The organism is Pseudomonas sp. AP42 (assembly GCF_001728935.1).
Taxonomy (GTDB): Bacteria; Pseudomonadota; Gammaproteobacteria; order Pseudomonadales; family Pseudomonadaceae; genus Aquipseudomonas; species Aquipseudomonas lactis.
In genome coordinates this window covers 1-19681 of record NZ_LYSO01000113.1, presented here as the reverse complement: position 1 = coordinate 19681, position 19681 = coordinate 1, and the positions used below count along the sequence as shown (strand labels likewise).

The window sequence follows — 19681 nt, the reverse complement described above, 5'->3', positions numbered from 1 at the left end:
TGGGGCGCATAAGATCAAGATCAAAAGCAGATCAAGAGCGACTCGCTTCGCATCGTGGTTACTGTCGAGTGTAGATACCTATGCTGCGATAGCGGTGTGTCAGTCACCGCCGCTATCGCAGGCAAGCCGCTCCCACAGAGATTCCATTCCAAAGCGAGATAGTCAGCCATAAAAAAGCCCCGCCTGATCACTCAGGCGGGGCTTTTAGTGGCGGTTGGAATCAGACGAGGGGTTTAGGCTCGTGCTCTGCTTCCGGGGCCTTGTGCTCTACCGCCTGGGCTGCGGCTGCAGCAGCTTCGGCTTCCTTGCGGCGACGACGCACTTCACGTGGGTCGTTCGGCGCACGGCCGTTCTCGGTGAGGGCACTTGCAGGTGCGGCTTCAACCACAGGGGCGGCCACTTCGGCAACCACCGGGGCTTCAACTTCAACCACGGGCGCAGGCTCCGCAACCGGCGTCGGTTCAACCACTGGGGCTGGCTCGGCGACGACTTCGGCAACCGGTGCTGGCGCTTCTTCTACCACTGGGGCAGGTGCTGGCGCTTCAACCGGGGCAGCCGGTTCGGCGGTCCACTGGAAGGCGGTCTGTTCTTCGCGAACTTCACGCACGGCCGGGGCTGCTTCTTCGACTACCGGAGCTTCTACAGCCGCTTCGATTACTGGCTGAGGCTCAACCACTGGAGCCGGTTCAACGGCAACCGCTTCGGTTTCTGGCTGTGCATCGCGAACCGGGGCAACTTCCACTTCCGGAACCACTGGGGCTTCGACAGGGGTTGTGGCTTCAACGACTGGCGCTTCAACAACCGGCGCTTCGACCGCTGGGGTTTCGGCGGCTGGCGCTTCTACGGCAACAGTGTCTTCGACGGCAGCGGTAGCGCGTTCGGCTTGCTCGTGAGCCTGGGCTTCAGCGGGGGCGCTGATGACCGAGCTGGCAACGGCAGCGGTAACGGCCAAGCCGGCAGCCAGTTCGGCGCCTGTTGGTTCGTTGTTGGCAGCTTCTGGGTTTTCGCCGGCTTCTTCCGAACCTTCGATCACGTTGCCGTTGGCATCACGCTGACGCTCACGACGGTTGCTGCGACGACGCTGGCCACGGGAGCGGCGGCGTGGACGATCGCCTTCGGCGTTGTCCTGGCCGTCTTCCTGCAGTTGCTCTTCGCCGGTCAGTACTTCTTCTTCGCTAGCGGCAGCGGCTTGCTCGGCGCGTGGTTGACGCTCTTCACGTGGCGGGCGCGGTTGACGCTCTTCACGGGGTGCGCGCTCTTCACGCGGCTGGCGGGCCGGGCGTTCTTCGGTGGTAACGGCTGCGGCAGCGGCAACGGCAGGTGCCGCGTCCAGAGGCTCGCGCAGTTCACGCACACGTTCTTCACGCTCGCCACGTGGCTTGCGGTCTTCACGTGGAGCGCGTGGGGTACGTGGGGCGCGCTCTTCACGCGGTGCACGTTCTTCACGGGCGACGGTCGGGGTTTCTTCGCGGGCTTCGCGAGGCGCACGCTCTTCGCGTGGTGCGCGTTCTTCACGCGGGGCACGTTCTTCGCGAGGCTTGCGCTCTTCGTCACGGCGGCCATTGCGGTTACGGCTCTGCTGGCGACCGTTGCGACGTTCTTCGTTGCGCGCCGGGCGCTCGGTGGCAGGTTTTTCAACCACAACCGGGGCGGCAGGCTCTTCCTTGGTGGCGAACAGGCTGACCAGCGACTTCACCAGGCCCTTGAACAGGCTTGGCTCAGGCAGGGCGGCTGGCGCGGCAACCGGGGCGGCGGCTTCGGTCGGTACCGGTGCGTTGGCGCGGGCTGGTGCAGTCTTCACGGCCGCTTCCTGGCGAACCAGGGTGCGGGTCGCAGCGGCTGGCTGGACTTCTTCGACTTCGGCGGCAGCCGCGGCGATTTCATAGCTGGACTGGCCGCTGTGGGCTTCCGGGCTGTCATCACGCAGGCGCTGGACTTCAAAGTGCGGCGTTTCGAGGTGATCGTTCGGCAGGATGACGATACGGGCACGGGTACGCAGTTCGATCTTGGTGATCGAGTTACGTTTTTCGTTGAGCAGGAAGGCCGCAACCGGAATCGGCACTTGTGCGCGAACTTCGGCGGTGCGGTCTTTCAGGGCTTCTTCTTCGATCAGGCGCAGGATCGCCAGGGACAGCGATTCAACGTCACGGATGATGCCGGTGCCGTTGCAACGTGGGCAAACGATGCCGCTGCTCTCGCCCAGGGATGGACGCAGGCGCTGACGGGACATTTCCAGCAGGCCGAAGCGCGAGATGCGGCCGACTTGCACGCGAGCGCGGTCAGCTTCCAGGCATTCGCGGACTTTCTCTTCCACGGCGCGCTGGTTCTTGGCAGGAGTCATGTCAATGAAGTCGATGACGATCAGGCCGCCGATGTCACGCAGGCGCAGCTGGCGGGCGATTTCTTCAGCCGCTTCCAGGTTGGTCTGCAGGGCGGTTTCTTCGATGTCGCTGCCTTTGGTCGCACGCGCCGAGTTGATGTCGATGGACACCAGGGCTTCGGTCGGGTCGATCACGATGGAGCCGCCGGAAGGCAGTTCGACCACGCGCTGGAAGGCGGTCTCGATCTGGCTTTCGATCTGGAAACGGTTGAACAGCGGCACGCTGTCTTCGTACAGCTTGATCTTGCTGGCGTACTGCGGCATCACCTGGCGGATGAAGGTCAGGGCTTCGTCCTGGGCTTCAACGCTGTCGATCAGCACTTCGCCGATGTCCTGGCGCAGGTAGTCGCGGATGGCGCGGATGATCACGTTGCTTTCCTGGTAGATCAGGAATGGCGCGGAGCGATCCAGGGAGGCTTCTTTGATAGCGGTCCACAGTTGCAGCAGGTAATCGAGGTCCCACTGCATTTCTTCGCTGCTGCGGCCAAGGCCGGCAGTGCGCACGATCAGGCCCATGTCGGCCGGTGCGATCAGGCCGTTCAGCGCTTCACGCAGTTCGTTGCGCTCTTCGCCTTCGATGCGACGGGAAATACCGCCGGCACGTGGGTTGTTCGGCATCAGTACGAGGTAACGACCGGCGAGGCTGATGAAGGTGGTCAGGGCTGCGCCCTTGTTGCCACGTTCTTCTTTTTCGACCTGGACGATGACTTCCTGGCCTTCGCTCAGGACGTCCTTGATGTTCACGCGGCCTTCGGGGGCTTTCTTGAAGTATTCGCGGGAGATTTCTTTAAGGGGCAGGAAGCCGTGGCGCTCGGAGCCGAAATCGACAAAGGCAGCCTCAAGGCTTGGTTCGATGCGAGTGATACGGCCTTTATAGATGTTGGCCTTTTTCTGCTCGCGTGCACCGGATTCGATGTCCAGGTCGTAGAGGCGCTGGCCATCTACCAGTGCAACACGCAACTCTTCGGGTTGAGTTGCGTTAATCAGCATTCTTTTCATGTTGTACCGTCGGTTTCCGGGCTGCCGGAAACGGCGTTCGGCACACACGACTTCTCACGGTCGGTGTCAGGTGCGTCAAGAGTGGTTGGCCACTCCAGTGTCCAGCAAAATCGGCCAATTGGGCCGGTATCGCGACGGACGCGTCCTGCTCGTTAGCGGTGGTGACAAAGGCACCACTTCAACAAAAGCTAAGGTCAGGAGGAGGAATCAACCGGCGACTGTGGACGAGATGAAGCGTCTAAAACAAGCCTAGTGCTACACAGTCCGACGGTTGTGCATCTCCACCCTACACGTATCCCTGATAATTCGGGTGCTGCCGCGCGCAGAATCCGCAGCGGGTTGGCATTTACCGTGTACTCCAATGGGGAGTCCACGCTCATGGCTAAACAAGACTAGGTGTGGGCGGTTGCGCTCTCACTCAGCTCTTAACAGGCGTTGTTTCCGAAGCATTCGCCACGGTCTGGCTCAAAACTGACTGCACTTTGTGAACTGGCCGTAAATATCGGCGCAAAAGGCGAGTATTCACTCTGCTTTCTGCACTCGCTTCAGGCCTCATGTCACCTGCGCTTGTTACAATCTTGAGCCTTCCTGGGTGGCGAAAGCCCCGTAGGACGGCCTCGCGTCCTGATGAATTGCGATGGTCAGGGCCGGCAGTTTGCCGCAAGTCCTCTGTCCAGGCCGCTTTTGGCGGCGTTCGCGACTATAGCAGTAATGATTAAGTGCTTCAATTCCATAAAAAATTGTTATCATCGCCGCCATGACGACTACCGCCCCCCCGACCCCCAGCGTCCAGCTGCTTGAGGTCTCGCCGGAATATGCCGGCCAACGCATCGACAATTTTCTCCTGGCCAGGCTCAAAGGCGTGCCCAAGACCTTGATTTACCGCATCTTGCGCAAAGGCGAAGTGCGCGTGAACAAGGGGCGCATCAAGCCTGAGTACAAGCTGCAGGCGGGCGATATCGTCCGTGTGCCGCCCGTGCGCGTGCCTGAGCGCGACGAGCCGGTGCCGCTGGCCCAAGGCCTGTTGCAGCGCCTGGAAGCGTCGATTGTGTTCGAAGACAACAAGCTGATCGTGATCAACAAGCCCTGTGGCATTGCGGTTCACGGCGGCAGTGGCTTGAACTTCGGCGTGATCGAAGCCTTTCGTCAGTTGCGCCCCGATTGCAAGGAGCTGGAGTTGGTTCATCGCCTGGACCGCGACACGTCTGGCCTGCTGATGATCGCCAAGAAGCGCAGCATGTTGCGCCATCTGCACACCGCCCTGCGTGGCGATGGCGTGGACAAACGCTACATGGCGCTGGTGCGCGGCAACTGGGCCAGCTCGATCAAGAGCGTGCGTGCGCCGTTGCAAAAGAGCAACCTGCGCTCCGGCGAGCGCATGGTCGAAGTGGACGAGGAGGGCAAAGAGGCCCTGACCCTGTTCAAGGTGCTGCGTCGCTTCGGGGACTTTGCCACCATGGTCGAGGCCAAGCCGGTGACCGGGCGCACCCACCAGATTCGGGTGCACACCCTGCATGCAGGTCACTGCATCGCCGGTGACACCAAGTACGGCGACGAGGATTTCTCCAAGGAAATTCGCGACCTGGGCGGCAAGCGGCTGTTCCTGCACGCCTACATGCTCACCGTGCCGCTGCCCGATGGCGGCGAGCTGAAACTGCAGGCGCCGGTCGATGAAATGTGGGCCAAGACCGTGGAGCGTTTGAGTGTCGCACCTTGACTACAAGCTGCTGATCTTCGATTGGGACGGGACGCTGGCCAATTCCATTGGCCGCATCGTCGAGTCCATGCACATGGCCTCGACCCGCTCGGGCTTTGACTTGTGCACGGACCTGGCAGTCAAGGGCATTATCGGCCTGGGTTTGCCTGAAGCCATTCGCACCCTGTACCCCGACATCAGCGACGCCGAGTTGGTAGCGTTTCGCGAGCACTACGCCGACCACTACATTGCGTTGGAGGCTACACCTTCGCCGCTGTTTGAAGGTGTGGTGCAATCGCTGGAAGCGTTTCGTGCCCAGGGGTATCACCTGGCGGTCGCCACCGGCAAGGCTCGTCGCGGCCTGGACCGTGTGCTCAAGGCTCACGGCTGGGAAGATTACTTTGATATCACCCGCGCTGCGGATGAAACCGCCAGCAAGCCCCACCCGTTGATGCTGGAGCAGATCCTTGCGCACTGTGGCGTAACACCACGCGAGGCATTGATGGTGGGCGATGCGTCTTTCGACCTGATGATGGCGCGCAATGCGGGCATGGACAGCGTCGCGGTCAGCTACGGCGCCCAGTCGGCCGAGGCATTGCAGCAATACGAACCGAGACTGACGATTGATCATTTTTCCGAACTACAGGCCTGGCTCAGCCGGGCCCGATAAGTCTTTGCTGGGGTTGATGGCATGAGTGACGAGTGGAAAGCGCCTGAAAAGGCCGAGAGCGGTGATGATAAAAGCTGGAAGCTGCTGGAGAAGACCCTACTGGCGAGCGTCCAGGAGCAGCGGCGCTCGCGGCGCTGGGGGATTTTCTTCAAGCTGCTGACCTTTGTGTACCTGCTTGGGATGCTGGCGCTGTTCAGCCCGCTGATGGACATGGAAAAGAGTGCCACCCGTGGCAGCCATTACACCGCCTTGATTGAGGTGCGCGGCGTGATTGCCGACAAGGAGCCTGCCAGTGCCGACAATATTGTCACCAGCCTGCGCGCAGCTTTTGAGGACCCCAAGGTCAAAGGCGTGGTCCTGCGCATCAATAGCCCAGGCGGCAGCCCGGTGCAGTCGGGCTATGTGTATGACGAGATTCGTCGTCTGCGCGCCTTGCATCCGGATACCAAGCTCTATGCCGTGATCTCCGACCTGGGTGCCTCGGGCGCCTATTACATTGCCAGTGCCGCAGACCAGATCTATGCCGACAAGGCCAGCCTGGTGGGTTCTATTGGTGTGACCGCGGCCGGTTACGGTTTTGTCGGTGCCATGGAGAAGCTGGGGGTAGAGCGTCGCACCTACACCTCGGGTGAGCACAAGTCGTTCCTCGATCCTTTCCAGCCGCAGAAGGCGGATGAAACCGCGTTCTGGCAGGGCGTTCTCGACACTACTCATCGTCAGTTCATTGCCAGCGTCAAGCAGGGCCGTGGGGATCGTCTGAAGGATAAAGACCATCCAGAGCTGTTTTCCGGCCTGGTCTGGTCGGGTGAACAGGCGTTGCCGCTGGGCCTGATCGATGGCCTGGGCAGTGCCAGTTCGGTGGCGCGGGATGTGATTGGCGAGAAGGAGTTGGTGGATTTTACGGTTGAGGAATCGCCGTTTGATCGCTTCTCCAAGAAGCTCGGTGCCAGTGTGGCGGAGAAGCTAGCTCTGTATATGGGCTTCCAGGGGCCGTCCCTGCGCTGAAATCTGAAGGCTGACATAGCTCAAAATGTGGGAGCGGGCTTGCTCGCGAAGGCGGTGGATCAGTCGCACTTGTATTGGCTGACACTCCGCTTTCGCGAGCAAGCCCGCTCCCACATTTGGTTTTGCAGTGTTCTTAAGGAATTTTCACGCCTTCGGTCAGCAGCATGTCCACCAGCCGAATCAGTGGCAGCCCTACAAGGCTGGTCGCATCCGGCCCGTCCGTGCTCTGGAATAAGCTCACACCCAGTCCCTCTGCCTTGAAGCTGCCCGCACAGTCATAAGGCTGCTCGATCCGCAGGTAGCGCTCAATACGTTCTGCATCCAGTTCACGCATCTGCACGGTAAAGGGCACGCAGTCCACCTGGCAGTGCCCAGTCTCGCTGTTGAGCAGCGCCAGGCCCGTGAGGAAGCTCACGCGCTTGCCGCTGGCCGCCAGCAGTTGCTCGCGAGCGTTTTCGTAGGTGTGGGGCTTGCCGATGATCCGGCCTTCCAGTGCAGCGACCTGATCCGAGCCAATGATTAAATGGCCAGGATGGCTGGCGGCAAGGGCACGGGCCTTTTGCTCGGCCAGGCGCTTGACCAGTTCGATGGCGGACTCATCCGGGCGGTGGCTTTCGTCGATATCCGGCGAGCTGCAGGTGAACGGCAGGTGCAGGCGGCTCAGTAATTCCCGGCGATAAACCGAGCTGGACGCGAGTAATAAAGGCAGCATATACGTCTCCTCAAGGCAGTCGCCGATTCTAGCGACGTGACCGGCTGACGCACAGGGCTGAATTTCCTTTGACATGGCCGGGTGCATCCCTATAATGCTGCGCCTATGTTGAATGACCCGATTCCACCTCACGTTGACCCGCGCAAATTGGCTGATCGTGGCACCACCCTTCAAGGTGAAGTGCTGCTGGCCGATTTGGAGAGACTCTGCGACCCGCTTTCCGACACTGTCGGTACGGTGCAGGCACAATTCGTTTTTGAACGAGATGAACGTAAATCTGTGGTAATCCACAGCGTTATCGACACCGAAGTCAAAATGGTTTGCCAGCGTTGTCTTGAGCTGGTCACCCTGCCGATCCACAGCGAATGCAGTTATGCTGTGGTGAAAGAGGGTGCGAATACCCAGTCGTTGCCGAAAGGTTATGACGTGCTGGAACTGGGCGAAGATCCATTGGATCTGCATGCACTGATCGAGGAGGAGCTTTTGCTCGCCTTGCCCATTGTGCCTGCTCATCATCCGGAAGAATGCCAGCAGCCGGAGGGTCTCGATGACGAGGCCGAGCCGAGCGAGGACGAGGTAACGCGGTCCAACCCGTTCAGTGTATTGGCGCAGTTAAAGCGTGACCCAAACGTTTAGGAGTTAATCAATTATGGCTGTTCAGCAGAACAAAAAATCCCGCTCCGCCCGTGACATGCGCCGTTCGCACGACGCTCTCGAGGCTAGCACCCTGTCTGTGGAAAAGACCACTGGTGAAGTTCACCTGCGTCACCACGTATCGCCAGAAGGCGTATACCGTGGCCGTAAAGTGATCGACAAGGGCGCTGACGAGTAATCACTTGTCTGCTCAAGTCATCGCGATTGACGCAATGGGCGGGGACTTCGGTCCCCGCAGCATTGTTCAGGCCTGCATTGCCAGCCTGTCTGCCACGCCCTCGCTGCACCTGACCCTCGTCGGTCAACCCTCCCTACTTGAAGAACTGATTGCCAGCCATCCGGCGGTGGATCGCGCGCGCCTGACGATTACGCCAGCCAGCGAAACCATTGGCATGGATGAAAAGCCGGCGGTTGCCCTGCGTGGCAAACCCGATTCTTCAATGCGGGTGGCCCTTGAGTTGTTGCGTGATGGCAAGGTGCAAGCCTGTGTCAGTGCCGGTAATACCGGCGCGTTGATGGCCTTGTCGCGGCATGTGCTCAAAACCTTGCCGGGTATTGATCGGCCAGCCATGGTGGCGGCGATCCCGACGCAGAAGGGCTATTGCCAACTGCTGGACCTGGGCGCCAATGTCGATTGCAGCGCCGAGCACCTGTTGCAGTTCGCCGTAATGGGCTCGGTGGCCGCCGAGGCGCTGGGCGTAGCCCGACCCAGGGTGGCCCTGCTGAATATTGGCACCGAGGACATCAAGGGCAACCAGCAGGTCAAGCTTGCCGCCACCTTGTTGCAAGGCGCGCGGGGTTTGAACTACATCGGCTTTGTCGAGGGCGATGGTTTGTACCGTGGCGAAGCTGACGTGGTGGTGTGCGACGGCTTTGTCGGTAATATCCTGCTCAAGTCCAGCGAAGGCCTGGCAACTATGATTGCCACGCGTATCGAAGCTTTGTTCAAGCGCAACCTGGCGTCACGCATGGTGGGTGCCTTGGCGCTGCCCTTGATGCGACGCTTGCAGGCCGACCTGGCGCCAGCACGACACAACGGTGCAAGCTTTCTTGGCTTGCAGGGTATTGTGGTGAAAAGCCACGGTTCGGCCGGTGTGCTGGGCTTTCAAAGTGCAATTGCGCGGGCCCTGATCGAGATTCAAGAGAACCTGCCGCAACGCTTGCACGGCCGTCTTGAGGATCTGTTGCCTTAGGCGAATTGGCCCGGGAGTGCTTAAATGTGACCGGCCAGTTCAATTGACCATCCAATCTGTCAGTTTCGTTTGCGCCTACCGTAGGCGCGAGCATTTTTGACGACCAGATCATTAGGGGCTTGTTACATGTCTACATCCCTCGCATTCGTCTTTCCAGGGCAGGGTTCGCAGTCCCTCGGCATGTTGGCCGAGCTGGGCGCGCAATACCCGCTGATCCTGGACACCTTCAAGGAAGCTTCCGACGCCCTGGGTTATGACCTGTGGGCACTGACCCAGCAAGGGCCGGAAGCGCTGCTCAACCAAACCGATAAAACCCAGCCGGCCATCCTCACCGCTTCGATCGCCCTATGGCGCTTGTGGCTGGCAGAAGGCGGCGCACGCCCTGCCTTTGTCGCGGGTCACAGCCTGGGCGAGTACAGTGCCCTGGTGGCTGCGGGCAGCCTGACCTTGGCTGAAGCGGTCAAGCTGGTCGAGCGTCGTGGTCAACTGATGCAAGAAGCCGTTCCGGCCGGGCAGGGCGGCATGGCCGCTATCCTGGGCCTGGACGACGCGGTGGTGATCGAGGCCTGCGCCGAAGCGGCGCAAGGCGAAGTGGTGAGCGCGGTGAACTTCAACTCCCCAGGCCAGGTGGTGATCGCCGGCGCCAAGGCGGCTGTCGAGCGTGCCATCGAAGGTTGCAAGGCCCGTGGCGCCAAGCGTGCCCTGCCATTGCCGGTGAGCGTGCCGTCCCACTGCGAACTGATGCGCCCGGCTGCCGAGCGTTTTGCTGAGTCTATCGCGGCTATCAACTGGCAGGCGCCGCAGATTCCGCTGGTGCAGAACGTCAGCGCGGCCGTGGCCGCCGACCTCGACACCCTCAAGCGCGACCTGCTGGAGCAACTGTACAAGCCAGTGCGCTGGGTTGAATCGGTCCAGACCCTGGCCGCCAACGGTGCCACCGAACTGGTCGAGTGCGGTCCGGGCAAAGTCCTGGCCGGCTTGAACAAGCGCTGCGCCGACGGTGTGTCGACCGCCAACCTCAATACCCCTGAAGCCTTCGCTGCCGCTCGCGCGGCACTGGCCTGAATCCCGTACTTAGGAGAAGCCTGCATGAGTCTGCAAGGTAAAGTTGCACTGGTTACCGGCGCAAGCCGTGGCATTGGCCAGGCCATCGCCCTGGAACTGGGCCGTCAGGGCGCCGTTGTGATCGGCACCGCCACCTCCGCCTCGGGCGCCGAACGTATCGCCGCGACCTTGAAGGAAAACGGCGTACAAGGCACCGGTCTTGAGCTGAATGTGACCAGCGATGAGTCCGTGGCTGCCGTACTGGCACAGATCACTGCTCAGTTCGGTGCGCCGGCTATTCTGGTGAACAACGCCGGGATCACCCGTGACAACCTGATGATGCGCATGAAAGACGACGAGTGGTACGACGTGGTCGATACCAACCTGAACAGTCTGTTTCGCCTGTCCAAGGGCGTTTTGCGCGGCATGACCAAGGCGCGTTGGGGCCGAATTATCAATATTGGCTCCGTAGTGGGTGCCATGGGCAACGCAGGCCAAGTAAACTATGCCTCTGCCAAGGCCGGCCTGGAAGGTTTCAGCCGCGCACTGGCGCGTGAAGTCGGCTCGCGGTCGATTACGGTCAACTCGGTGGCCCCTGGGTTCATCGACACCGATATGACCCGCGAACTGCCGGAAGCACAGCGCGAAGCCTTGCTGACGCAGATTCCGCTGGGCCGTCTGGGCCAGGCTCAAGAGATCGCGAATGTGGTCACTTTCCTGGCATCTGACGGTGCGGCATACGTGACTGGGGCTACAATCCCGGTGAACGGCGGGATGTACATGAGTTAAATTGTGACGGATCGCTTCAAAAAAATGTCATACGAGCTGTCTAAAATCCGTTATAAAGCTGCAACTTAATTTATAGGCAGGTGGTCGACCGGGTACAGGGTGAAGCTTTCAGTTGAAAAGCTGAAATGGCTTTCTATACACTTACCCACTGGCCAGCTGCCTGAATTTGTCCATTAGGAGTTAAACAAGGTATGAGCACCATCGAAGAGCGCGTCAAGAAAATCGTCGCCGAGCAACTGGGCGTTAAGGAAGAAGAAGTGGTCAACACTGCTTCCTTCGTAGAAGACCTGGGTGCCGATTCCCTTGACACCGTTGAGCTGGTGATGGCTCTGGAAGAGGAATTCGAGACCGAAATCCCGGACGAAGAAGCTGAAAAAATCACTACTGTTCAAGCTGCCATCGACTACGTTACTAGCCACCAGGCGTAATAGTTTGTAGTCGTCGCTTGCTGTCAGGGAAAAACCGCACTGCTGTAACGGCGTGCGGTTTTTTCTTTAGCGGCGATGAAAAAGTGTCGTCATTAGAAAAAGGAGAGTGCTGTGTCGCGTAGACGCGTCGTAGTCACCGGTATGGGTATGTTGTCGCCACTGGGTACGGATGTGCCGAGCAGTTGGCAGGGCATTCTGGCTGGCCGCAGTGGTATTGGTCTGATCGAACATACGGACCTTTCTGCCTATTCCACCCGTTTTGGCGGCTCGGTAAAGGGCTTCAATGTCGAGGAATATCTCTCGATCAAAGAGTCCCGCAAGCTCGACCTGTTCATTCAGTACGGCCTGGCTGCCGGTTTTCAGGCGGTGCGTAACGCCGGCCTGGAAGTCACCGACGCCAACCGTGACCGCATCGGTGTGGCCATGGGTTCGGGTATTGGCGGTCTGACCAATATCGAAGAAACCAGCCGCACGCTGCATGAGACTGGCCCACGTCGAATTTCACCGTTCTTCGTACCGGGCTCGATCATCAATATGATTTCCGGCTTCCTGTCCATCCATCTGGGGGCACAGGGGCCTAACTACGCGATTTCAACGGCGTGCACCACAGGCACCCACTGCATCGGTATGGCGGCGCGCAACATTGCCTACGACGAAGCCGATGTGATGATCGCCGGCGGCGCCGAAATGGCCGCGTGCGGCCTGGGCATGGGCGGCTTCGGCGCGTCCCGTGCGCTGTCGACCCGCAATGACGAGCCGACCCGTGCCAGCCGTCCGTGGGACAAAGGCCGTGACGGCTTCGTGCTGTCCGACGGTGCCGGTGCGCTGGTGCTCGAAGAGTTGGAGCACGCCAAGGCGCGTGGTGCCACCATCTACGCCGAACTGATCGGGTTCGGCATGAGCGGTGACGCGTACCACATGACTTCACCGCCGTCCGACGGAGCGGGTGCTGCGCGTTGCATCACCAATGCCCTGCGCGATGCGAAGGTCAACCCCGACCAGGTGCAGTACATCAACGCCCATGGCACTTCGACCCCGACTGGCGACTTGGCGGAAGCCGAGGCCATCAAGTCGGTGTTCGGTGAGCATGCCTACAAGCTGGCGGTCAGCTCCACCAAGTCCATGACCGGCCACCTGTTGGGTGCGGCGGGCGCGGTCGAGGCGATCTTCAGTGTGATGGCAATCAGGGATCAGGTCGCACCGCCGACCATCAACCTTGATGAGCCGGACGAAGGCTGCGACCTGAACTTCGTGCCCCACGAAGCGCAACCCATGCCGATCGACGTGACGATTTCCAACTCGTTCGGTTTCGGTGGCACCAACGGTTCCCTGGTGTTCCGCCGGTTCGCCGAGTGATGCACAGCTGGGTCGACGGTCAGCCAGCGGACAACGTGCCCCTGAAAGATCGAGGCCTGGCGTATGGCGATGGGGTGTTCGAGACCATCGCCGTCAAGGCCGGGCAGCCGTTGCTGCTCGACCGCCACCTGCAACGCCTGGAAGAGGGTTGCAGGCGTTTGGCATTGGTGGTGGATCACGGGTTGATTCGCCACGAAGTGCTGAGCTTCGCTGCCGGCCTTGGCGACGGTATTCTCAAATTGATCCTTACCCGTGGCGACAGCTTGCGCGGTTATGGCATCAACCCTGGCGCGCCGGTGCGCCGCATCTTGCAGGGTAGTGCGCCCGCTGTTTACCCACCCACTCATGAAGTCGAAGGCGTGCGCCTGTTTGCGTGTGCCACGCGTTTGGCGCAGCAGCCGCTGCTGGCCGGTATCAAGCACCTCAATCGTTTGGAGCAGGTGATCGCGCGTGCCGAATGGCAAGATACCGAACATGCCGAAGGCCTGATGCTGGACATGTCTGGTCGGGTGATCGAAGGCATATTCAGCAACCTTTTCCTGGTGCGCAACGGCTTGTTACTAACCGCTGATCTGAGCCGTTGTGGCGTTGCCGGCGTAATGCGCGCCGAAGTGCTGGCCCAGGCACAAGCGCTGGGCGTCCCGGTGGCCGTGGCCGACATCAGTGTGGAGCAGTTGCAACAGGCCGATGAAGTCTTCGTCTGCAACAGCGTATATGGCATTTGGCCGGTGCGTGGCTGCGCTGCGATGAGCTGGCCGGTTGGGCCACTCACCCGTAAACTGCAGGGCATTGTTCGCGCGCTATTGGATATTTGAGTTGATACGAAAACTGGTGTTACTGCTGCAGATCAGCCTGGTCTCGGCGGCGTTGCTCGTGGGCTTTTCGGCCTGGAAACTCGACTCTGCTCTCAAGCAGCCCCTGAAGCTGCCTCAGGAGCAGTTGCTCGACGTACCCGCTGGCGCTACGCCGACGGGCACCTTCAATCGTCTGGAAGCCGACGGCGTGCTCGACGATGCCTTTTGGCTGCGTCTGTACTGGCGCTTCAACCTCGAAGGCCAGCCGCTGCACAGCGGTGAGTACCGCATGAGCCCGGGCCTTACCGCCGAGGGTTTGATAGGCCTGTGGCAGCGCGGCGAAGTGGTGCAGTACAGCCTGACCTTGGTGGAGGGCTGGAATTTCCGTCAGGTGCGCACCGCCCTGGCCAAGCATGAAAAGATCGTGCAGACCCTGGCGGGCCTGACGGACAGCGAAGTGATGGATAAGCTCGGCCACCCAGGTGTGTTTCCTGAAGGGCGGTTCTTCCCCGACACCTACCGTTTTGTCCGCGGCATGACCGATGTCGAATTCCTGAAAAAAGCCTACAACCGCCTGGACGATGTACTCGCCCAGGAGTGGAGCAGGCGGGCTGCCGACGCGCCCTACACCGACCCTTACCAAGCGCTGATCATGGCGTCGCTGGTGGAAAAGGAGACCGGTGTGCCCCAGGAGCGTGGGCAGATTGCCGGTGTGTTTGTGCGTCGCCTGAAGATCGGTATGCTGCTGCAGACCGACCCCACCGTGATCTACGGCCTGGGTGAGCGCTACAACGGTAAATTGACCCGTGCCCACCTCAAGGAAGCCAACCCCTACAACACCTACATGGTCGCCGGCCTGCCGCCTACGCCCATCGCGATGGTCGGCCGCGAGGCGATCCATGCCGCGCTGAACCCGGTGCCGGGCAGCAGCCTGTATTTCGTCGCCCGTGGCGATGGCAGCCATATATTCTCGGATAACCTGGATGCGCATAATGCCGCCGTGCGTGAGTTCCAGCTCAAGCGCCGTGCCGATTACCGTTCCAGCCCGGCCCCGGTGGTGAAACCGCTGGAAGATCCGGCACCTTCCAGCGATGCACCCACCCCTGACGTACCGATCGAGCCCGCGCCGGACACTACCGCGCCGCAAAGCCCGCAATGACTCTGACTAAGGACTGCCTGTGACTGGCTTGTTTATTACCCTGGAAGGCCCGGAAGGCGCCGGCAAAAGCACTAACCGTGACTACCTGGCCGAGCGCCTGCGTGCGCAGGGCATCGAGGTGGTGCTGACCCGTGAGCCGGGCGGTACGCCGTTGGCCGAGCGCATCCGTGAAGTGCTGTTAGCCCCGGGTGACGAGCCGATGAACCCGGACACCGAGTTGCTCCTGGTGTTTGCCGCCCGGGCACAGCACCTGGCCGAAGTGATTCGCCCGGCCCTGGCGCGGGGTGCCGTGGTGATCTGCGACCGGTTTACCGATTCCACCTACGCCTATCAGGGCGGGGGCCGGGGTTTGTCCCTGGAGCGTATCGCCACCCTGGAAACTTTCGTGCAAGGCGATCTGCGCCCCGACCTGACCCTGTTGTTCGACCTGCCGGTGGAAGTGGGCATGGCCCGCGCCAGTGCGCGGGGCCGCCTGGACCGTTTCGAGCTGGAAGGCCAGGCCTTTTTTGATGCAGTGCGCAGCGCTTTCCTGCAGCGCGCCAAGGCTGAGCCCGCACGTTATTACCTGTTGGACGCCGCCCAGCCGCTGAGCCAGGTGCAACAGGCTATCGACGCGCTGTTGCCCGCCCTGTTGGAGCGTAGCCGTGGCTGAGTCCTACCCGTGGCAGGACGGCCTCTGGCAGCAACTGGCGGGGCGCGCACAGCACGCCCACGCCTATCTGCTGCATGGGCCGGTGGGCATCGGTAAGCGCCACCTCGCCGAACGCCTGATGGGGAGCCTGTTGTGCCAACGCCCGGTCAATCTGGAGGCGTGTGGCGAGTGCAAGTCCTGCCTGTTGCTCAAGGCCGGTAGTCACCCGGACAACTATGTGCTGGAACCCGAGGAAGCGGACAAGGCCATCAAGGTCGACCAGGTGCGCGACCTGGTCAGCTTCGTGGTGCAGACCGCGCAGATGGGCGGGCGCAAAGTGGTGCTGATCGAGCCGGTCGAGGCGATGAATATCAACGCGGCCAACGCCTTGCTCAAAAGCCTTGAAGAGCCGTCCGGCGATACCGTGCTGTTGCTGGTGAGCCACCAGTCCAGCCGCTTGTTGCCGACCATTCGCAGCCGTTGCGTGCAGCAGGCTTGCCCGTTGCCCAGCGAGGCCATGAGCCTGCAATGGCTGGCGCAGGCGTTGCCCGAATGCAGCGCAGAAGAACGCGGCGAGTTGCTGACCCTGGCGGCCGGTTCGCCTTTGGCGGCGGTGAAGTTGCAGGCCCAGGGCGTGCGCGAACAGCGTGCACTGGTCGTGGATGGCGTGAAGAAACTGCTCAAGCAGGAGTTGTCCGCCACGCAACTGGCCGAAAGCGCCTGGAAGGACATTCCGCTGTTGCTGCTGTTCGACTGGTTCTGCGACTGGTCCAGCCTGATCCTGCGCTATCAGCTTACCCAGGATGAGAGCGGCCTGGGCCTGGCGGATATGCGCAAGGTCGTGCAATACCTGGCGCAAAAAAGTGCCCAGGACAAAGTGCTGAACATCCAGGACTGGATCCTCGCCCAGCGCCAGAAAGTCCTCGGCAAGGCCAACCTCAACCGCGTGCTGTTGCTCGAGGCATTGCTGGTGCAGTGGGTAGGCCTGCTCGGGCGCCGTTAAATTCCGTGGCCGACGGGTGTATCGTTGGCCCTACCTCTTTTGTGACTTAAGCCCTGATTCCTATGCTCGTAGATTCCCATTGCCACCTTGATCGCCTCGACCTTGCCCAGCACGGCGGCTCCCTCGACGCCGCCCTTGAAGCGGCCCGCCAGCGTGGTGTAGGGCACTTCCTGTGCATTGGCGTCAGCGCCGACAATGCCGCCGACGTCAAAGCCCTGGCTGATCGCTACGCCGACGTCGATTGCTCGGTGGGCATCCACCCGCTGGACCTCAAGCCTGGCGAAGCCCCGGCGCTCGATTGGTTACTGGGTGAACTCAACCACCCGCGGGTCGTGGCCATTGGCGAAACCGGCCTGGACTACCACTACGAGCCTGAAGCTGCCGAGTTGCAGCAGGCCTCGTTCCGCCTGCACCTGCAAGCCGCCCAGCAGACGCGCAAGCCGGTGATCGTCCACACCCGAGGCGCCCGCGCCGATACCCTGGCCTTGCTGCGTGAAGCCGCATTGCCGCAGGCTGGCGTGCTGCATTGCTTTACCGAAGACTGGGACATGGCCAAGGCTGCCCTGGACCTGGGGTTCTATATTTCCCTGTCGGGCATCGTCACCTTCCGCAATGCCGACGCGCTGCGCGATGTGGCCCGCCAGGTGCCTGCCGACCGCCTGTTGGTGGAAACCGACTCGCCGTACCTGGCGCCCATCCCCCATCGCGGCAAGCCGAACCTGCCCGAATATGTGCGTGACGTGGCTGATTACCTGGCGATGCTGCGCGGTGAGTCTTACGAGCGTTTTGCCGAGCAGACCACTGAAAACTTCAAGCGCCTGTTCCCGCTGGCCCACGTAGCCGGTTAGAGCGGCTGAATTGCAGGCAAAAAAAACCCGGGTTCTGGGGGGGTGAATCCGGGCTAAGACCATTAGGAGTAAAACAAGGGCACGCAGTCCGTCGGTACCCAGGTCGACGCGTCACTTGGGGGAGATGTCGCGCTGACAGTTGAAGTATTGACCACTATCCCATTCAGTCCAGTCGTGATTGATCGTTTTTTAAACAGATTTGGAATACGCCGCCTTCGCTTGAGTTCTCATTGCGCTGATGGGCAGGTTCAGGTGTTGCGTATTATTTCTGACTGATAACCACGAAATCGTTGGCGCATTGAAAGTTATGTGCCTGACGGGTTCACATAGACATTGCCCAACGACCGTTCAGTCGGGATAATCCCTCGCATCGGGTAAATCGTATCGCCACGTATCCATGGCCCTGCGCAACCCTCCCTATTTCTGACCTTTGCAGACTCTTCCTCATGCACAAAGAACCCCGTAAGGTCCGTGAGTTTCGCCGCCGTGAGCAGGAAATTCTCGACACCGCGCTCAAGCTGTTCCTCGAACAAGGTGAAGACAGCGTCACCGTCGAGATGATTGCGGATGCCGTGGGTATCGGCAAAGGCACGATCTACAAACACTTCAAGTCCAAGGCCGAAATCTACCTGCGCCTGATGCTCGACTACGAGCGCGATTTGAACGAGTTGCTGCACTCGGCCGATGTCGACAAAGACAAGGAAGCCCTGTCCCGCGCTTACTTCGAGTTCCGCATGCGTGACCCGCAGCGCTATCGCCTGTTCGACCGCCTCGAAGAAAAGGTGGTCAAAGGTCACCAAGTGCCGGAGATGGTCGAGGAACTGCACAAGATCCGTGCCTCGAACTTCGAACGCCTGACCCTGCTGATCAAGGGCCGTATCAGCGAAGGCAAGCTTGAAGACGTGCCTCCGTATTTCCACTACTGCGCCGCCTGGGCCCTGGTGCATGGCGCTGTGGCGCTGTACCACTCGCCGTTCTGGAGCAATGTGCTGGAAGACCAGGAAGGTTTCTTCCAATTCCTGATGGACATCGGCGTGCGCATGGGTAACAAGCGCAAGCACAGCCCGGAACTGCCGGGCGCCGAGAAGAGCGGCGAAACCCCTGCCACGTAAGTTATTCGCCACAGTGATGGCGCAATGATTTACTGCCAGGCGCAGTAACCCAGGAATATACTCAGGCAAGGACCTTGCTAAAAGCTGAGTTATGAGTCAGCTTTTAGCGCGCCCGAATTATCCTCTGCCGGAGTGATCCATGATCGTTGATCGTCAAGGCAGGCGTTTTCGCAATTTGCGGATCAGCCTGACTTCAGCCTGCAACTATGCGTGTACCTATTGCGTGCCAGACGGCAAGCGGTTGGTGGCTGCCCAGGATGAGCTGTCGGCCGAAGCCATGGCCCGGGGCGTGGCTTACCTGATCGAAGCGGCGGGTATCGAGCGCTTGCGCATTACTGGCGGTGAGCCGCTGGTCAGTCCCAAGCTGGAAGCCTTCATGGGCGCGGTAGGGCAGATGGGCCTGAGCGACATCAGCCTGACCACTAACGGCCAACTGCTGGCGCGCAAACTGCCGTTGCTGGTGGCTGCCGGCATTCGGCGCATCAATGTCTCCCTCGACACGCTGGATGCCGACGCTTTTCGCAGCATCGCCCGTGGCGGCGACCTGGCCACCGTGCTCGATGGCATGGACCAGGCCAGTGCTGCCGGGATCAAGATCAAGGTCAACATGGTACCGTTGCGCGGCCAGAACCTGGACCAGGTGATGCCGCTGCTCGATTACTGCCTGGAGCGTGGTTACGAGCTGCGCTTTATCGAACTGATGCGCATGGGCCACCTGGCCAAAGACTCCAACGCATTCCTGCAACAGTTCGTCAGCTTGCAACAGCTGCTCAGCTTGATCGGCGAACAACATGAATACCTGCAAGCCAACGCGCCCGTCGATGCGACTGCGGTACGCTACGAAGTGCCGGGCAAGGGCTTCTTCGGCGTGATCGCCAACGAGAGCGTACCGTTCTGCCGCACCTGTTCGCGGTTGCGATTGTCCTCCACCGGTTGGCTGCATGGGTGCCTGTCGTCCAGCAATCGCCATTATGTTGGTGACTTGCTTGATCAACCGCGTCACCAGGCGTTGCCGGCGTTGCAGGGCTTGTTGATGAAAGCCTTGGCTGACAAGCAGGAAGTGGCGTTTTCCGGCGGTGCCACGATCATGAAGATCATCGGCGGCTGATCGCGTTTTAATTCGGTTGCACATCAGTGGTGGGAGCTGGCTTGCCTGCGATGCTTATAGATCCTTGCAACTTTCAAGGTTATAGCCACCGACGGTAACC

General features: G+C 60.6%; 19 protein-coding genes. 17 read left to right on the top strand and 2 right to left on the bottom strand.

The features are described from left to right. Positions 1–220: 220 nt before the first annotated feature. Positions 221–3370 (bottom strand): ribonuclease E, encoded by a 3150-nt coding sequence (gene rne, locus A7K61_RS25865; RefSeq protein WP_171905494.1) that lies wholly within the window; start codon positions 3368–3370, stop codon positions 221–223. A gap of 766 nt (positions 3371–4136) precedes the next feature. On the opposite strand from rne, the gene rluC reads away from it, so the two are divergent. Genes rluC through A7K61_RS25850 form a run of 3 tightly spaced genes read left to right on the top strand, consistent with a single transcriptional unit; the run spans position 4137 to position 6750 of the window. Then, positions 4137–5096 (top strand): 23S rRNA pseudouridine(955/2504/2580) synthase RluC, encoded by a 960-nt coding sequence (rluC, locus tag A7K61_RS25860; RefSeq protein WP_003189264.1) that lies wholly within the window; start codon positions 4137–4139, stop codon positions 5094–5096. Next, a complete protein-coding gene (locus tag A7K61_RS25855) occupies positions 5083–5745 on the top strand; it encodes an HAD-IA family hydrolase (protein ID WP_069558639.1) in 663 nt (220 codons plus the stop codon). Before rluC ends, A7K61_RS25855 begins: the two co-directional genes overlap by 14 nt. Before the next feature lie 21 nt (positions 5746–5766). Continuing rightward, the gene (locus A7K61_RS25850; RefSeq protein ID WP_069558638.1) at positions 5767–6750 is read left to right on the top strand and encodes a S49 family peptidase; all 984 of its coding nucleotides are present in this window, start codon (positions 5767–5769) and stop codon (positions 6748–6750) included. A gap of 133 nt (positions 6751–6883) precedes the next feature. On the opposite strand, the gene A7K61_RS25845 is transcribed toward A7K61_RS25850, so the two are convergent. Further along, entirely contained in the window at positions 6884–7462 is a 579-nt protein-coding gene (locus A7K61_RS25845; protein ID WP_047710250.1) for a nucleoside triphosphate pyrophosphatase, read from the bottom strand. A 105-nt stretch (positions 7463–7567) separates the two neighbouring features. Between A7K61_RS25845 and A7K61_RS25840 the strand changes: the two genes are divergently transcribed. The 14 genes from A7K61_RS25840 (at position 7568) to A7K61_RS25775 (ending at position 19581) form a co-directional block, all read left to right on the top strand. Further along, the gene (locus A7K61_RS25840; protein ID WP_032893131.1) at positions 7568–8098 is read left to right on the top strand and encodes a YceD family protein; all 531 of its coding nucleotides are present in this window, start codon (positions 7568–7570) and stop codon (positions 8096–8098) included. A gap of 13 nt (positions 8099–8111) precedes the next feature. Continuing rightward, positions 8112–8294, top strand: a complete 183-nt coding sequence (rpmF, locus tag A7K61_RS25835) for a 50S ribosomal protein L32 (protein ID WP_003179396.1) — start codon at positions 8112–8114, stop codon at positions 8292–8294. 4 nt (positions 8295–8298) lie between these two features. Beyond that, entirely contained in the window at positions 8299–9309 is a 1011-nt protein-coding gene (plsX, locus tag A7K61_RS25830; protein ID WP_082239708.1) for a phosphate acyltransferase PlsX, read from the top strand. Between the two features lie 126 nt (positions 9310–9435). Continuing rightward, positions 9436–10374: an ACP S-malonyltransferase gene (gene fabD, locus A7K61_RS25825; RefSeq protein WP_014719563.1), complete on the top strand. Its 939-nt coding sequence runs from the start codon at positions 9436–9438 to the stop codon at positions 10372–10374. 24 nt (positions 10375–10398) lie between these two features. After that, positions 10399–11142, top strand: coding sequence for a 3-oxoacyl-ACP reductase FabG (gene fabG, locus A7K61_RS25820; protein WP_003189275.1), 744 nt, complete (start codon positions 10399–10401; stop codon positions 11140–11142). A 191-nt stretch (positions 11143–11333) separates the two neighbouring features. Then, positions 11334–11570, top strand: a complete 237-nt coding sequence (acpP, locus tag A7K61_RS25815) for an acyl carrier protein (RefSeq protein ID WP_003175607.1) — start codon at positions 11334–11336, stop codon at positions 11568–11570. Between the two features lie 111 nt (positions 11571–11681). Beyond that, positions 11682–12926 (top strand): beta-ketoacyl-ACP synthase II, encoded by a 1245-nt coding sequence (gene fabF, locus A7K61_RS25810; protein WP_069558637.1) that lies wholly within the window; start codon positions 11682–11684, stop codon positions 12924–12926. After that, complete coding sequence (gene pabC / locus A7K61_RS25805; RefSeq protein ID WP_044272672.1) at positions 12926–13741, top strand: aminodeoxychorismate lyase; 816 nt, start codon at positions 12926–12928, stop codon at positions 13739–13741. The genes fabF and pabC overlap by 1 nt, the downstream gene beginning before the upstream one ends. Before the next feature lies 1 nt (position 13742). After that, on the top strand, positions 13743–14879 hold the full coding sequence (gene mltG, locus A7K61_RS25800) for an endolytic transglycosylase MltG (RefSeq protein WP_069558636.1): 1137 nt from the start codon (positions 13743–13745) through the stop codon (positions 14877–14879). Positions 14880–14898: 19 nt separating this feature from the next. Further along, positions 14899–15531, top strand: a complete 633-nt coding sequence (tmk, locus tag A7K61_RS25795) for a dTMP kinase (RefSeq protein WP_047710253.1) — start codon at positions 14899–14901, stop codon at positions 15529–15531. Beyond that, on the top strand, positions 15524–16513 hold the full coding sequence (locus tag A7K61_RS25790) for a DNA polymerase III subunit delta' (RefSeq protein WP_032893125.1): 990 nt from the start codon (positions 15524–15526) through the stop codon (positions 16511–16513). Before tmk ends, A7K61_RS25790 begins: the two co-directional genes overlap by 8 nt. Before the next feature lie 62 nt (positions 16514–16575). Continuing rightward, positions 16576–17361, top strand: coding sequence for a TatD family hydrolase (locus A7K61_RS25785; protein WP_044272681.1), 786 nt, complete (start codon positions 16576–16578; stop codon positions 17359–17361). A gap of 446 nt (positions 17362–17807) precedes the next feature. Beyond that, a complete protein-coding gene (locus tag A7K61_RS25780) occupies positions 17808–18473 on the top strand; it encodes a TetR/AcrR family transcriptional regulator (RefSeq protein WP_003189287.1) in 666 nt (221 codons plus the stop codon). 139 nt (positions 18474–18612) lie between these two features. Beyond that, on the top strand, positions 18613–19581 hold the full coding sequence (locus A7K61_RS25775) for a GTP 3',8-cyclase MoaA (RefSeq protein WP_044272683.1): 969 nt from the start codon (positions 18613–18615) through the stop codon (positions 19579–19581). Positions 19582–19681: the final 100 nt, after the last annotated feature.